General features: G+C 66.4%; 8 protein-coding genes. 6 read left to right on the top strand and 2 right to left on the bottom strand.

Going from position 1 to position 15,877, the window contains the following annotated elements:
• Positions 1–20 precede the first annotated feature (20 nt).
• Positions 21–1,604: a propionate catabolism operon regulatory protein PrpR gene (prpR, locus tag AC5P66_RS06695; RefSeq protein ID WP_099494742.1), complete on the bottom strand. Its 1,584-nt coding sequence runs from the start codon at positions 1,602–1,604 to the stop codon at positions 21–23.
• Between the two features lie 154 nt (positions 1,605–1,758).
• Between prpR and prpB the strand changes: the two genes are divergently transcribed.
• The 5 genes from prpB (at position 1,759) to AC5P66_RS06720 (ending at position 9,354) form a co-directional block, all read left to right on the top strand.
• On the top strand, positions 1,759–2,652 hold the full coding sequence (gene prpB, locus AC5P66_RS06700) for a methylisocitrate lyase (protein ID WP_099494743.1): 894 nt from the start codon (positions 1,759–1,761) through the stop codon (positions 2,650–2,652).
• A gap of 35 nt (positions 2,653–2,687) precedes the next feature.
• Positions 2,688–3,845: a bifunctional 2-methylcitrate synthase/citrate synthase gene (prpC, locus tag AC5P66_RS06705; RefSeq protein WP_049413436.1), complete on the top strand. Its 1,158-nt coding sequence runs from the start codon at positions 2,688–2,690 to the stop codon at positions 3,843–3,845.
• A gap of 97 nt (positions 3,846–3,942) precedes the next feature.
• On the top strand, positions 3,943–6,561 hold the full coding sequence (acnD, locus tag AC5P66_RS06710) for a Fe/S-dependent 2-methylisocitrate dehydratase AcnD (protein WP_495216136.1): 2,619 nt from the start codon (positions 3,943–3,945) through the stop codon (positions 6,559–6,561).
• A gap of 51 nt (positions 6,562–6,612) precedes the next feature.
• A complete protein-coding gene (gene prpF, locus AC5P66_RS06715; protein WP_049413439.1) occupies positions 6,613–7,791 on the top strand; it encodes a 2-methylaconitate cis-trans isomerase PrpF in 1,179 nt (392 codons plus the stop codon).
• 102 nt (positions 7,792–7,893) lie between these two features.
• Positions 7,894–9,354 carry a bifunctional 2-methylcitrate dehydratase/aconitate hydratase gene (locus AC5P66_RS06720; RefSeq protein ID WP_495216137.1) on the top strand — a complete coding sequence of 487 codons (1,461 nt, stop codon included), beginning with the start codon at positions 7,894–7,896 and terminating at the stop codon, positions 9,352–9,354.
• 78 nt (positions 9,355–9,432) lie between these two features.
• On the opposite strand, the gene AC5P66_RS06725 is transcribed toward AC5P66_RS06720, so the two are convergent.
• A complete protein-coding gene (locus AC5P66_RS06725; RefSeq protein ID WP_143566441.1) occupies positions 9,433–10,455 on the bottom strand; it encodes a WD40 repeat domain-containing protein in 1,023 nt (340 codons plus the stop codon).
• A gap of 503 nt (positions 10,456–10,958) precedes the next feature.
• On the opposite strand from AC5P66_RS06725, the gene AC5P66_RS06730 reads away from it, so the two are divergent.
• Positions 10,959–15,866 carry an alpha-2-macroglobulin family protein gene (locus AC5P66_RS06730; RefSeq protein WP_495216138.1) on the top strand — a complete coding sequence of 1,636 codons (4,908 nt, stop codon included), beginning with the start codon at positions 10,959–10,961 and terminating at the stop codon, positions 15,864–15,866.
• Positions 15,867–15,877 lie beyond the last annotated feature (11 nt).

Consider the following 15,877-nt stretch of genomic DNA (forward strand, 5'->3'; position numbering starts at 1 on the left):
CAGTCGAGCAAGCTCGACTTCTACAACCCTTCTGCGCGCAGCCAGCGCCACAGCGTGGTGCGGGATACCCCCAACGCGTGTGCCATCCCCTCGCGGTCATTGCGGTGATCCTGCAACAGCGTTTCCAGCTGCGCACGCGGCGGCCGCTTGCCGTTGCTTTCCACTGGTAGCGCAGCGGCGCCCTCATTCACCAGCTCGGGTGCCAGCTGCAGCAGTCGCGCGGCATCAATCAGCCCTTCACCGGGCTGCCAGTGGATGCGCAGGCGATCGACCAGATTGCGCAGCTCGCGCACGTTTCCCGGCCACTCGGCCGCGCACAGTAGCGCCAGCGCCGCCTCATCCAGTGGCGCGTCGATGCCGCGCAGCTGGCGGAAGAAGTGCTGTGCCAGCAGCGGGATGTCACTGCGCCGCGCACGCAGCGGGGGCAGGGCGATGCGTAGTGCGGCCAGCCGGTAATACAGGTCGCGACGGAAGCTGCCGGTCGCCGCGCGCTGCTCCAGCGACTGCAGGGTGGCGGCCACCACGCGCAGGTCGACTGCGGTCGGTTCGGTAGCGCCGACACGCAGCACCTCGCGTTCTTCCAGCACGCGCAGCAGGCGGGTCTGCAACGGCAGCGGCAGTTCGCCGATCTCATCCAGGAACAACGTACCGCCATCGGCGGCCTCGACCAGGCCGACGCGACCACCGCGCCGTGCACCCGTGAAGGCGCCGTCGCTGTAGCCGAACAGTTCCGCTTCCAGCAGTGATTCGCTGATGGCGCCGCAGTTCAGTGCCACGAAGCGGCCACGACGGCCGGTGGCGGCGTGCAGTTGGCGCGCTACCAGTTCCTTGCCGGTGCCGGTTTCGCCGGTGACCAGCACGGTGCTGTCGTGCGGTGCGTAGAGCGCGATCTGTGCGCGCACCTGCGCCATCGCGTCGCTGTCGCCGAGCAGTTCGTGCGTATCGGCACGCGTTGCAGGGCGCCGGCGCGGGGTGGATCGGTTGCCACTGGAGCGGGCCAGGGTCTGGGTCAGTTCGAGGGCGTGTTCGAACGCTTGCCGTACCGAATCTGCCGAGTACAGCAGCACGCCGGGCAGGCCGGCCTGTTCGGCGTGGTCGATGGCCATACCGGTGCCGACGATCACCTCAATGCCGTTGGCGCGCAGGTCAGCAATGCAGTCGCGCGCGTCCTCGCGGGTGACGAAGCGGCGATGCTCGATATCCAGGCCGAAACTCTGCTGGAAGTTGCTGAACACGGGTACGTCGCTGGCGTGGGTGACCAGGCCGATGCGGCTGGCGATGCGGCGGGCACGGGCCAGCGCTTCCATCAGGTCGAAGCCGTTGGCCTGGATCGGCACCAGTGGCAACTCCAGCCTGCCGCGCAGCCAGGCCGCATTGGAGCCGCCGGCGATCACTACGTCGCAGTGCTCGCGGCGCAGACGCTGGCCGATCACGTCCACCGCTTCCTCGAAGCCGAGGTTGATCTGCTCGATGCGCGCGCGGCGGTCGAACTCGGGAATGACGTCGCCGAGCAGGCCGGTCAGGCGCGAGACGCTGACGGTCCAGATCACCGGGCGGCCGGGGTCGGCATCGGCGTGGCGCAGCGGGGAGCGGGGCAGGTACATGAGGGCAGCGATTGGTAGCAGTGTTTCATGATACATCTGTTTCAATGTTTCATATGTTTCACTGTTGCGGGGTGGTCATGCCTGTGAAATCAACGGCTTGCAGCTTGGCATGGGGCTTGCGCCCTCTGTCCCGTACTTCAACCTGGATCGCCGCATGACCGCTTCCGCCCCTTTCTCCGCCGGTGCCCGCTTCCGTGAGGCGCTGGCTGCCGAATCGCCGCTGCAGGTGATCGGCGCCATCAACGCCAACCACGCCCTGCTGGCCAAGCGCGCCGGCTTCCGCGCCATCTATCTGTCCGGCGGTGGTGTTGCCGCAGGCTCGCTGGGCCTGCCGGACCTGGGCATCAACACCCTGGAAGACGTGCTGGTGGACGTGCGCCGCATCACCGATGTCTGCGACCTGCCGTTGATGGTGGACATCGATACCGGCTTCGGCCCGAGCGCGTTCAACATCGCGCGCACCGTGAAGTCGCTGATCAAGGCCGGCGCGGCTGCCTGCCACATCGAAGACCAGGTTGGCGCCAAGCGCTGCGGTCACCGCCCGGGCAAGGAGATCGTCTCGCAGGGTGAAATGGTCGACCGCGTGAAGGCTGCCGCCGATGCCAAGACCGACCCGGACTTCTTCCTGATCGCGCGTACCGACGCCATCCAGGTGGACGGCGTGGACAAGGCCATCGAGCGTGCCATCGCCTGTGTCGAGGCCGGTGCCGACGGCATCTTCGCCGAGGCGGCCTACGACCTGGACACCTACCGTCGCTTCGTCGACGCGGTGAAGGTGCCGGTGCTGGCCAACATCACCGAATTCGGCGCCACCCCGCTGTTCAGTAGCGATGAACTGGCCTCGGCCGGCGTTGCCATCCAGCTGTTCCCGCTGTCGGCGTTCCGCGCGGCCAACAAGGCGGCCGAGAACGTGTACCAGGCGGTGCGCCGCGATGGCCACCAGCGCAACGTGGTGGAGACCATGCAGACCCGCGAAGAGCTGTACGACCGCATCGGCTACCACGCCTTCGAGCAGCAGCTCGATGCGCTGTTCGCCGCCAAGAAATAAGCAGTACCCTGCACCATCAAGTTTCGGAGGGAAACATGAACGATACGACCGCAACCCCGACCTTCAAGCCGAAGAAGTCCGTCGCCCTGTCCGGCACCGCGGCCGGCAACACCGCGCTGTGCAGCGTGGGCCGCAGCGGCAACGACCTGCACTACCGCGGGTACGACATCCTGGACCTGGCCAACACCAGCGAGTTCGAGGAAATCGCCTACCTGCTGGTGCACGGCAAGCTGCCGACCCGCGCCGAGCTGGTTTCGTACAAGGCCAAGCTGAAGTCGCTGCGTGGCATCCCCGCCGCGGTGAAGGCCGCGCTGGAAGAGCTGCCGCCGTCGGCGCATCCGATGGACGTGATGCGCACCGGCGTGTCCGTGCTCGGCTGCGTGGCGCCGGAGAAGGATGACCACAACCATCCAGGCGCGCGCGACATTGCCGACAAGCTGATGGCCTGCCTCGGTTCGATGCTGCTGTACTGGTACCACTGGAGCCACAACGGCCGCGCCATCGACGTGGAAACCGATGACGACTCGATCGGTGGCCACTTCCTGCACCTGCTGCACGGCGAGAAGCCGCAGGAGTCGTGGGTGAAGGCGATGCACACCTCGCTGATCCTGTACGCGGAGCACGAGTTCAACGCCTCGACCTTCACCTGCCGCGTCATCGCCGGCACCGGCAGCGACATGTACAGCGCGATCTGCGGTGGCATCGGCGCGCTGCGCGGTCCCAAGCATGGCGGCGCCAACGAAGTGGCGTTCGAAGTGCAGAAGCGCTACGACAACCCGGATGAAGCCGAGGAAGACATCAAGGCCCGCGTCGAGCGCAAGGAAGTGGTGATCGGCTTCGGCCACCCGGTCTATACCGTCTCCGATCCGCGCAACAAGGTGATCAAGGACGTGGCCCGGGAGCTGTCCGAAGAGCAGTCGAGCATGAAGATGTACGACATCGCCGAGCGCCTGGAATCGGTGATGTGGGACATCAAGAAGATGTTCCCGAACCTGGACTGGTTCAGCGCCGTCAGCTACCACATGATGGGCGTGCCGACCGCGATGTTCACTCCGCTGTTCGTAATCGCCCGCACCGCCGGCTGGAGCGCGCACATCATCGAGCAGCGCATCGACGGCAAGATCATCCGCCCGAGCGCCAATTACATCGGTCCGGAAGACCGCGACTTCGTCGCCATCGACAAGCGCGTCTGATCCACCTGCTGTACTCATCCGGCCGGCCGCGTGCCGGCCGGATGCTTTCGCCGCCGCACCGCCGGCACCCGGCCCGCCCCAAGCATTCCGCCAGCCCATGAATACCGATTACCGCAAGAACCTCCCCGGCAGCGCGCTGGACTATTTCGACGCGCGCGCCGCCGTCGATGCGATCCAGCCCGGCGCCTATGCCACTCTGCCGTACACCTCGCGCGTGCTGGCCGAGAACCTGGTGCGCCGCTGCGATCCGGCCACGCTCGTCGACTCGCTGAAGCAGCTGATCGAGCGCCGCCGCGACCTCGATTTCCCATGGTTCCCCGCGCGCGTGGTCTGCCACGACATCCTCGGCCAGACCGCACTGGTTGACCTGGCCGGCCTGCGCGATGCGATTGCCGACAAGGGCGGTGACCCGGCCAAGGTCAATCCGGTGGTGCCGGTGCAGCTGATCGTCGACCACTCGCTGGCGGTGGAGTGCGGTGGTTTCGACCCGCAGGCGTTCGAGAAGAACCGTGCGATCGAGGATCGCCGCAACGAAGACCGTTTCCACTTCATCGACTGGACCAAGCAGGCGTTCCAGAACGTGGACGTGATTCCGCCGGGCAACGGCATCATGCACCAGATCAACCTGGAGAAGATGTCGCCGGTGGTCTACGTGCAGGACGGCGTGGCGTTCCCCGACACCTGCGTGGGCACCGACAGCCACACCCCGCACGTGGATGCGCTGGGCGTGATCGCGATCGGTGTGGGCGGCCTGGAAGCCGAGAACGTGATGCTCGGTCGTGCCTCCTGGATGCGGCTGCCGGACATCATCGGCGTCGAGCTGACCGGCAGGCCGCAGCCGGGCATCACCGCCACCGACGTGGTGCTGGCGCTGACCGAATTCCTGCGCAAGGAGCGCGTGGTCGGTGCGTACCTTGAGTTCTTCGGCGAGGGGGCTGCGGCACTGACCATCGGTGACCGCGCCACCATTTCCAACATGTGCCCCGAATACGGCGCGACCGCCGCGATGTTCTACATCGACGGGCAGACCATCGATTACCTGCGCCTGACCGGACGCGAGGAATCGCAGGTGGCGCTGGTGGAAAACTATGCGCGCACCACCGGCCTGTGGGCCGACGACCTGGTCACTGCACAGTACGAGCGCGTGCTGCGCTTCGACCTGTCCAGCGTGGTGCGCAACATGGCCGGTCCATCCAACCCGCACAAGCGCGTGGCCACCGCCGAGCTGGCCGAGCGCGGCATCGCCGACGAGGCCAAGCTGGCAGCGGGCAAGGCCGAGCAGGCGCAGGGGCTGATGCCGGATGGCGCGGTGATCATCGCCGCCATCACCAGCTGCACCAACACCTCCAACCCGCGCAACGTGATCGCCGCGGCACTGCTGGCGCGCAAGGCCAACGAACGTGGCCTGCTGCGCAAGCCGTGGGTGAAGTCGTCGCTGGCGCCGGGCTCGAAGGCGGTGCAGCTGTACCTGGAAGAATCCGGCCTGCTGCCGGACCTGGAGAAGCTCGGCTTCGGCATCGTCGCCTTCGCCTGCACCACCTGCAACGGCATGAGCGGCGCGCTGGATCCGGCCATCCAGCAGGAGATCATCGATCGCGACCTGTACGCCACGGCCGTGCTGTCGGGCAACCGCAACTTCGATGGCCGCATCCACCCGTATGCGAAGCAGGCTTTCCTGGCGTCGCCGCCGCTGGTGATCGCCTATGCCATCGCCGGCACCGTCCGCTTCGATATCGAGAAGGACGTGCTGGGCGTGGACGCCGACGGCAACGAAGTGCGCCTGAAGGACATCTGGCCCAGCGATGCCGAGATCGACGCCGTGGTCAAGGCCTCGGTGAAGCCGGAGCAGTTCCGCCGCGTCTACAACCCGATGTTCAACGTGCGCGTGGAGCATGGCGCGGCGGTCAGCCCGCTGTACGACTGGCGCCCGCAGAGCACCTACATCCGTCGTCCGCCGTACTGGGAGGGCGCACTGGCCGGCGAGCGCACGCTGTCGGGCATGCGCGCGCTGGCGGTGCTGCCGGACAACATCACCACCGACCACCTGTCGCCGTCCAACGCGATCCTGGCCTCCAGTGCCGCCGGTGAGTACCTGGCGAAGATGGGCCTGCCGGAAGAAGACTTCAATTCCTACGCCACCCACCGCGGTGACCACCTGACCGCGCAGCGCGCCACCTTCGCCAACCCGAAGCTGTTCAACGAAATGGTGCGCAACGACGATGGCAGCGTGAAGCAGGGTTCGCTGGCGCGCGTGGAGCCGGAAGGCAAGGTGATGCGCATGTGGGAAGCGATCGAGACCTACATGGAGCGCAAGCAGCCGCTGATCATCATTGCCGGTGCCGACTACGGCCAGGGCAGCTCGCGTGACTGGGCCGCCAAGGGCGTGCGCCTGGCCGGTGTGGAAGCGATCGTGGCCGAAGGCTTCGAACGCATCCACCGCACCAACCTGATCGGCATGGGCGTGCTGCCGCTGGAGTTCAAGCCGGGCACCACTCGCCTGACCCTGGGCATCGATGGCACCGAGACCTTCGACGTGGTGGGCGAGCGCACCCCGCGCGCCGACCTGACCCTGGTCATCCACCGCCGCGACGGCCAGGACCTGATCGTGCCGGTCACCTGCCGCCTGGACAGCGACGAGGAAGTGGCGATCTACGAGGCGGGTGGCGTGCTGCAGCGCTTTGCCCAGGATTTCCTGGAAGGCGCCAAGGTGGCGTAAGACATCCGACGGCCCGGCAACGGGCCGTCTTTCTTTGCAAGGAACACATCCATGACCTTCCTCCCGCAACTCCGTATTCCCGCCACCTACATGCGCGGTGGCACCAGCAAGGGCGTGTTCTTCCGCCTGCAGGACCTGCCCGAAGCCGCGCGGGTGCCGGGCGCCGCACGCGATGCGCTGCTGATGCGCGTGATCGGCTCGCCCGATCCGTATGGCAAGCAGACTGACGGCATGGGGGGCGCCACCTCCAGCACCAGCAAGTGCGTGATCATCTCCACTGCTTCTGTGCCGGACCACGATGTGGACTACCTGTACGGCCAGGTGTCGATCGACACCGCCTTCGTCGACTGGAGCGGCAACTGCGGCAATCTCAGCACCGCGGTGGGTCCGTTCGCGATCGCCAATGGGCTGATCGATCCGGCCCGCGTACCGCGCGATGGCCTGTGCACCGTGCGCATCTGGCAGGCCAACATCGGCAAGACCATCATCGCCCACGTGCCGATGCGCGATGGCGAAGTGCAGGAGACCGGTGATTTCGAGCTGGATGGCGTGACCTTCCCGGCCGCCGAGATCCAGCTGGAGTTCATCGATCCGTCCGATGACGGCGATGCGGGCGCGATGTTCCCGACCGGCAACCTGGTCGATACCCTGGACGTGCCGGGCGTTGGCAGTTTCGAGGTGACCATGATCACCGCCGGCATTCCGACCATCTTCCTCAATGCGGCCGACCTGGGCTACACCGGCACCGAACTGCAGCCGGCGATCAACGAAGACAAGGCCGCGCTGCAGAAGTTCGAGACCATCCGCGCCTACGGCGCCTTGCGCATGGGTCTGATCAAGAACCTGGAAGATGCGGCCACCCGCCAGCACACGCCGAAGGTGGCCTTCGTGGCACCGGCGCAGGACTACGTGTCGTCCAGTGGCAAGGCCATTCCGGCGTCGGCGATCGACCTGCATGCGCGTGCGTTGTCGATGGGCAAGCTGCACCACGCGATGATGGGGACTGCCGCCGTGGCGATCGGCACCGCAGCAGCGATTCCGGGCACGCTGGTCAATCGCGCTGCTGGAGGCGGCGAACGCGAAGCGGTGACCTTCGGCCATCCCTCCGGCACCTTGCGCGTGGGTGCGCAGGCCGGTCTCGTTGACGGCCAGTGGACGGTGACCAAGGCCATCATGAGCCGCAGTGCCCGCGTGCTGATGGAAGGCAAGGTGCGGGTGCCGGCCGAGTAGTGCTCTGGTAGATGCCAACCTTGGTTGGCATGCAAGCGCCAACCAAGGTTGGCGGCTACCGGGACGCGCGACCTGACCTGCTTTCCGGCGAGGAGACCGATAATGTCCGACAGCCACACCCCATCCAACGAGCGTGCAGCGTGGGATGCGCTGCTGGTGGGCATCGTCGACTACGTGCGCGAGGCGCGCATCGACTCACCCCTGGCGTTCCAGACCGCACACCACTGCCTGCTCGACACGCTGGGCTGCGGCCTGGAAGCGCTGTCCTTCCCGGCCTGCAGCAAACTGCTTGGTCCACTGGTGCCGGGCATCAGCGTGGTCAACGGCGCGCGCGTTCCGGGTACGCACTACGTGCTGGACCCGGTGCAGGCCGCCTTCAACATCGGCGCGATGGTGCGCTGGCTGGATTTCAACGATACCTGGCTGGCGGCCGAATGGGGGCACCCTTCGGACAACCTGGGTGGCATCCTTGCCGTCTGCGATTGGTTGGGCCGCAACGCGCAGGCCCTGCGGCGCCCCCCGCCGACCGTGCGCGACGTGCTGCTGGCGATGATCAAGGCGCACGAGATTCAGGGCGTGCTGGCGCTGGAGAATTCCTTCAACCGGGTCGGGCTGGACCACGTGGTGCTGGTCAAAGTGGCCACCACCGCCGTGGTTGCGCAGCTGCTCGGCCTGGATCGCGAACGCATGCTCAATGCGTTGTCGCTGGCCTGGGTCGATGGCCAGGCCCTGCGCACCTACCGGCACGCACCCAACACCGGCTCGCGCAAGAGCTGGGCAGCCGGCGACGCGACCAGCCGTGGCGTGCGGCTGGCGCTGATAGCGGCCAGTGGCGAGATGGGCTACCCCAGCGTGCTCAGCGCGCCGACCTGGGGCTTTGAAGCGGTGTCGATGCATGGCAAGGCACTGACGCTGGGGCGACCGCTGGGCAGCTACGTGATGGAGAACGTGCTCTTCAAGATCAGCTACCCGGCCGAGTTCCATGGCCAGACCGCGGTGGAGGCGGCCATCACGCTGCACCAGCAGTTGCGTGCGACGGGGCGGCGGGTCGAGGACATCGCGCACATCGCGATCCGGACCCAGGAAGCCTGCATCCGCATCATCGACAAGCAGGGCCCGCTGCATAACCCGGCCGACCGCGACCACTGCGTGCAGTACATGGTCGCCATCGCGCTGCTGCACGGGCGGCTGGTGGCCGAGGATTACGAGGACGACGTTGCCACTGATCCGCGCATCGATGCCCTGCGCGCGAAGATGGCCTGTCATGAGGATCCGCAGCTCAGCGCCGACTACCTGGACCCGGACAAGCGCAGCATCGCCAACGGCCTGAGCGCGCGCTTCAGCGACGGCACTGAGCTGCCCGAGGTACTGGTGGAATACCCGCTGGGCCACGCGCGCCGACGCGAGGAGGGCATTCCGTTGCTGATGGACAAGTTCCGCCGGCACCTGGCCCATCGCTTCCCGACCACCCAGCAGCAGCGCATCTTGGCCGCATCGCTGGATCCGGTGGCGCTGGCGGCAATGCCGGTGCCCGACTACGTGGACCTGTACCTGCCGGGGTAGGGGCGCTCTGGCAGATGCCAACCTTGGTTGGCAGGAGGGCGCCAACCAAGGTTGGCGGCTTCCAGGGTGTGCGCCGGATCAAATCGCATATGTGGAAAGGCATCCATAGTCGGTGCGCACCGAAATGGCATTGTCTCCCGTCCATGCAATATGCGCGGTACGGACCACATGATCTACGGGAAAGCGTCGAATTTCCCTCATATCCGTGAAGTCATGAAGGGCAATATGTCCACGGTGCAGGATGGCGAGTCGCTTGCTATCGCTATCCAGCGCAAAGTCAGTTCGTGTCATGTCAGCGAACTTCGGCCACCCGGGACGGCATTCTCCCGTTGCCGCATCCAGGCACAGCAGGCGCCATTTTCCATATTGCTCCAATGCCAGCAGCCAACGCCCGTCGGCACTCCACTCCATCTTGGTGATCATTTCGAAGTCACTTCGATGTCGGCGGACAGTATCCGCTTGAGCAATATCGATGCACTCGATCTCACCGGGCGTGGCGCAGCAGGCAAGCGTCGTGGCATCCGGAGAGAGCGCGCCCATCATCTGCCTCGAATGCCCACCCACCATCGCTGGGGTACGTGCCAACTGCAGGAAGCGCTGTCCATCGGTGAGTCTCATTACCGTTACATGATCACCGTCATGCCACGCGACGTATCCGTTTGAGGTTGTCAGGAACGGCGATGACATCACCGTTGCATCGCTGATCCGCTGGGGAGTACGGCCATCGGATGGCCAAAGGTAAATGCCGGAGTCGAGTCGGATCAGGAACCCTTTGCCGTCATCTGCAGGGAGTGCCGACCATGCAAGGTCCGTTTTGCCGGGTCGCCAATCATGGAGGATCCCGGCGTCGTCCCCAACGAGCAGCAGCATGTCGGTCGCTGCACCAGACGCATCCTCATCCTGATAACGGTTGGTCACCATCCTGCCATGGCACCCGGCAATCGTCAGTGCCCCCGTATAGCCACCGCCGATGTACCTGTGCATGCTCGGTTGCCCAGCCTCGGCGACAGGGTTTACCAGTACGAAGCCCTTTTTCAGCCGCGACCACTCCTGTTTGATGGCCCATTTCAGTGCCTCGTCGGGACTCGGGAAGTCTTTCAACTGTGACTTCAGCTTCCCGGGGCTTCCGGAGGTGACTTCGACAGTACCTCGGTCACACCGCGTACCCCAGACCTTACCGGTCGCTGGATCCTGAATCATGCGTACTCGTGTCATTGCAATGTTCACTGCTGTTCAGAAGGCCTGATGCCGATGCTACAGCGGCGACTGAAGGCCGATTGGGAAGTCGCTCAATCGAGGGTTGAACCCGTCACTTTGGGGCGGCTTCGGTCTTCTCTCCGCCGGGACATTACGCACCACGATTGGGGGAGCGCCCGATCCCAAGCCAGACAGGTTGCCGGCATCGGCCGGTGCCTGGCGCGGCGGGGGAGGGGCGCTTAGGTAGGTGCCAACCCTGGTTGGCACGGCCGACGCCAACCGAGGTTGGCGGTTACCGATCCTGCCGGCCAGCGGCCGGCACTACCCGCCCCGGGCAATTGCCGGATTTGCGCCAACGCCTTGACGCGGCCTGCCTATAATGGCCACCTCGATCAAGGAGTGACGACATGAGCGGTCCGGCACGGCGGAAGCGGTGGGGATGGGCGGCGGCGGTACTGGCAGGAGGCCTGTTGCTGGGCCTGGCCGGCTGCCGCAACGACAGCGGGCAGCTGCCCAAGGCCAGTGGCGAGGCGATCACCACCAAGGCCGAGCAGGTGAAGGAATTCACCCTGCTGCGCGCCTACCCGGACCAGAAGAATGACGGCCTGTCGCTGGCGCTGGAGTTCTCGCGCCCGCTGGTCGGCACCCAGGATTTCGACACGCTGGTGCGCTTCGAGGAGAAGGTCGGCACCGAGGACAGCAGCTGGACGCTGTCCGATGACGGCCTGACCCTGCGCTACCCGTTCGTCGAGGCCGGCAAGGAGTTCAGCCTGGTGGTCTCGCCGGACCTGCTGGCCGCCGATGGCAGCCGCCTGGGCAAGGAACTGAAGCAGAAGGTGTTCAGCGGCGAGCTGAAGCCGGTGGTTGGCTTCGCCTCGCAGGGCAGCGTGCTGCCTGCCAAGGACAGCCGTGGCCTGCCGGTGGTCTCGGTGAACGTGCCCGAAGTCGACGTCGAATTCCTGCGCGTGCGCGAGAAGGACCTGCCGACCTTCTTCAGCCAGTACCAGCGCGGCGGCCGCCGTGGCAGCTGGGAGCTGAGCAGCGACTACGAGCGCAGCCCGATCAACAAGCTGGCCGAGCCGGTGTACGTCAACCGTTTCATCCTGGGGGGCAAGCAGAACGAGCGGGTGCTGACCTACCTGCCGACCCAGGACATCAAGGAACTGCAGGAGCCGGGCCTGTACTTCGCCCTGCTCAAGCGCACCGGTGACTACGAAGGCGAGTTCGATACCGCGTTCTTCTCGGTCAGCGACATCGGCCTGCATACCCGCGCCTACAAGGACAAGCTGTTCGTCCATACCGCCGGCCTCAAGGATGGCGCGCCACTGAAGGGCATCGACCTGCGCGTGCTCGACGCCAAGGGTGAGGTGGTGCTGAAGGGCAGCACCGACGGCAACGGCAACGCGCTGCTGAACTACACCCTGGATGCCACCCACGTGCTGGTCGCCAGCAGTGGCAAGGACACCAGCTTCCTGCCGTTCAACCAGCCGGCGCTGGACCTGAGCGAGTTCGCTGTGGCCGGCCGCGACAACGCGTGGTTCGACGTCTACGCCTGGTCCGGGCGCGACCTGTACCGCCCGGGCGAGACCGTGCGCCTGTCCGCGCTGCTGCGCGACAACGACGGCAAGCCGGTCAAGGCACAACCGGTGTTCCTGCGCCTGAAGCAGCCCGACGGCAAGACCTTCCGCGAGACCCGCCTGCAGCCGGGCGACCAGGGCTACATCAATTTCGAGCAGGTGATCCCCGCCGAGGCGCCGACCGGCCGCTGGCAGGTCGAGTTCCGCACCGACCCGGCCAGCAAGGAAGCGATCCAGGGCATGACCCTGCGCATCGAGGAGTTCCTGCCCGAACGCATGAAGCTGGACCTGGACAGCGCGCAGAAGACGCTGAAGCCGGGTGAGGACCTGCGCCTGCAGGCCAATGGTGCCTACCTGTATGGCGCACCGGCCGATGGCAACCGCTTCACCGCACGCATGGGGGTTGCCGCCGAACAGAAGCCCGTGGAAGGCCTGCCGGGCTATTTCTTCGGTGACCCGACCCTGCAGCTGCCGCGCGAGGCCAAGGACGTGATCGATACCACGCTGCCGGCCAATGGCCAGCTGCGTGAGGATGTGGCGCTGCCGGAAGAGGCGGCCAAGGCCAAGGCGCCGATCGCCGTGGTACTGTCCGGCAGCCTGTATGAAACCGGTGGCCGCACGGTCACCCGTACCCTGAAGCGGGTGATGTGGCCGGCCAACGCGCTGGTCGGCGTGCGCCCGCTGTTCAACCCGGACGATGGTGCCGATGCCAACGGCAACGCGCGCTTCGAGCTGATGCGCGTGGACGCCGCGGGCACGTCGCAGCCGGCCAAGGGCCTGAAGATCACCCTGGTGCGCGAACTGCGCGACTACCACTGGACCTTCAACGACAACCGCTGGGATTACGATTTCACCCGCCGTTTCGAGAACAAGGAAACCCGCACCGTCGATGCCGGCAGCAGTGCGGTTGCCTTCGATTTCCCGGTGGAGTGGGGCGAGTACCGGGTGGACGTGTTCGATCCGTCCACCGGCCTGACCAGCCGCTACCCGTTCCGTGCCGGCTGGAGCTGGGGCGATGACAACCGTGGCCTGGATGCACGCCCGGACAAGGTCAAGCTGGGCCTGGACAAGACCGGCTACAAGGCCGGTGACACCCTGGAAGTGACGGTGACCCCGCCGCACGCCGGCAAGGGCATCCTGATGGTCGAGACCGACCGCATGCTGTACGTGCAGGACATCGACGCCAAGCCGGGTTCGACCTTCAAGATTCCGGTCACCGCCGACTGGGAACGCCACGACGTCTATATCACCGCGCTGGTGTTCCGTGGCGGCAGTGCGCCGAGCAAGATCACCCCGGCCCGTGCCGTGGGCGTGGTGCATGTGCCGATGGACCGCAAGGGCCGCACCGTGGCCGTCGGCCTGGTCGCGGCCAAGCAGATGCGGCCCGAGCAGGACCTGCCGGTAACCGTCAGTGCGCCGCAGCTGGCCGGCAAGACCGCGCACGTCACCGTTTCGGCGGTGGACGTGGGCATCCTCAACATCACCCGTTTCCCGGTGCCCGACGCCGGTGCACACTTCTTCGCCCAGCGTCGCCTCGGTATCGATGCCTACGACATCTACAGCCGGGTGATCGAGAGCTTCGATGGCGGCAGCGGCAAGCTGAAGTTCGGCGGCGACATGGCGCTGCAGGCATTGCCGCAGGCCAAGCGCCCGACCGCGCGCGTGCAGACCGTGGACCTGTTCTCCGGCCCGGTGCAGCTCGATGCCAAGGGCAATGCCCGCATCCGCCTGAAGGTGCCGGACTTCAACGGCACCCTGCGCGTGTCGGCGCTGGTCTACAGCGATGACCAGTACGGCAAGCGTGACGTGGAAACCATTGTGCGCGCCCCGATCCTGGCCGAAGCCAGCATGCCGCGCGTGCTGGCCCCGGGCGACCGCAGCACGGTGACTCTGGACGTGCAGAACTTCACCGGCAAGCCGGGGCAGTTCAACGTGAAGGTGGAGAGCGAAGGCCCGCTGAACCTGGGCGAGGGCAGCCGCAGCGTGCAGTTGAATGCCGACGCCAAGACCACGCTGAGCTTCCCGTTGTCGGCACGCGAAGGCCACAGCGTGGCCAAGGTGAGGGTGCGGGTGGACGGCAACGGCTTCAAGGCCGATCGCCGCTACGACCTGCCGGTGCGTGCGGCGTGGCCGCAGGTGCTGCGTTCGCAGGTGCGTACGCTCGATCCACTGGCGGCGGTCAGCCTCGACAACAGCCTGACCGATGGCCTGATGGCCGAGTCGGTCAATGCCCGCCTGCTGGTCAGCCCGCTGCCGCCGATTCCGTTCGCCAGTGCACTGCAGGGCGCGCTGAACTATCCATATGGCTGTGCCGAGCAGACCACCAGCAAGGGTTACGCGGCGCTGATCCTGGACCAGGCGACGTCGTCGATGCTCGGTGCCGACGGCCTGGATGCCAAGACCCGTCGCGAGCGCATGGAAGGTGCGTTCGGTCGCCTGGCGTCGATGCAGGTGGCCAACGGCAACTTCTCGATGTGGGGTGACGACGGCTACGTGAACCCGTGGCTGACCCCGTACATCACCGAGTTCCTGCTCGACGCCAAGGATGCCGGTTTTGCGGTGCCCGACAACGTGCTGCAGAAGGCGCTCAACCGGCTCAGCGAGGATCTGCTGTCCGGCGGCAACCAGTTCTACGGCCAGGACGACCGCGAGAAGCTGAAGTTCGCCAACCAGGCCTATTCGGGCTACGTGCTGGCCCGGGTCAACCGTGCACCGCTCGGTACCCTGCGCACGCTGTACGACAACGAGCGCAGCAAGGCGGTGGGCGGCCTGTCGCTGGTCCACCTGGGCGTGGCGCTGTCACTGCAGGGCGATGCCAAGCGTGGCCAGGCCGCGCTGGCGGCGGCCTTCGCCAAGTCCAGCAGCGAGCGCCCGTCGTACTTCGGCGACTACGGCAGCGCGATCCGCGATGACGCGCTGATGATCGCGCTGACCCACGAGAACAAGCTGGCCAAGCCGGCCTGGGACGCCCGCGCGGTCGACCTCGGTCGTGGCCTGGATGCGCGCCGCAATGCCGGCTGGATGTGGCTGAGCACGCAGGAACAGGTGGCGATTGCCCGCCTCGGCAAGGCGCTCGCCGCCAACCAGAAGGCGCTGGTGGCCGGTGAACTGGTGATCGGTGGCAACACCGAAGCCATCGGCGAGCGCAAGCTGTTCGGACGCAACTTCAGCGCCAGTGAACTGGCCAGCGGCGTGCGCTTCACCCCGCAGGGCCAGCCACCGATGTTCGCCAGCATCGACGTGGCCGGCATCCCGCGCAGTGCACCGGCGCCGGACAACAGCGTGCTGGGTATTGAACGGAGCTACTTCGGTACCGATGGCAAACCGTGGTCGCCGCGCCCGCTGAAGGAAGGCGAAGCACTGATCGTGCGCGTCACCGTCACCGCCGACACCACGATGCCCGATGCACTGCTGACCGACCTGCTGCCGGCGGGCCTGGAGATCGAGAACTTCAACCTGGGCGATGCCAAGCAGTGGGCCGACGTGGTGGTCGATGGCATCACCATCAGCGACCGGGGCGAGGCCGCCGATACCAAGCACGAGGAGTTCCGCGACGACCGCTACGTGGCCGCGCTGAAGCTCTCGCGTGGCAGCAAGGCCAACGTGTTCTACCTGGTGCGCGCGGTGACCCCGGGCACCTACTCGGTGCCGCCGCCGCTGGTGGAGGACATGTACCGGCCGCAGCTGCGCGGTGTCGGCCGCAGCAGCCCGACCACGATCACGGTGGTACAGCCGTGACCGCGCGGACG

This window comes from Stenotrophomonas sp. YJH_SMC_122 (genome assembly GCF_059369535.1).

Bases quoted from the DNA above. Each gene is read 5' to 3' on its own strand.
- prpR (WP_099494742.1), bottom strand. From the start codon at position 1,604: ATGTACCTGCCCCGCTCCCCGCTGCGCCACGCCGATGCCGACCCCGGC.
- prpF (WP_049413439.1), top strand. From the start codon at position 6,613: ATGACCTTCCTCCCGCAACTCCGTATTCCCGCCACCTACATGCGCGGT.
- AC5P66_RS06730 (WP_495216138.1), top strand. From the start codon at position 10,959: ATGAGCGGTCCGGCACGGCGGAAGCGGTGGGGATGGGCGGCGGCGGTA.
- acnD (WP_495216136.1), top strand. From the start codon at position 3,943: ATGAATACCGATTACCGCAAGAACCTCCCCGGCAGCGCGCTGGACTAT.
- prpC (WP_049413436.1), top strand. From the start codon at position 2,688: ATGAACGATACGACCGCAACCCCGACCTTCAAGCCGAAGAAGTCCGTC.
- prpB (WP_099494743.1), top strand. From the start codon at position 1,759: ATGACCGCTTCCGCCCCTTTCTCCGCCGGTGCCCGCTTCCGTGAGGCG.
- AC5P66_RS06720 (WP_495216137.1), top strand. From the start codon at position 7,894: ATGTCCGACAGCCACACCCCATCCAACGAGCGTGCAGCGTGGGATGCG.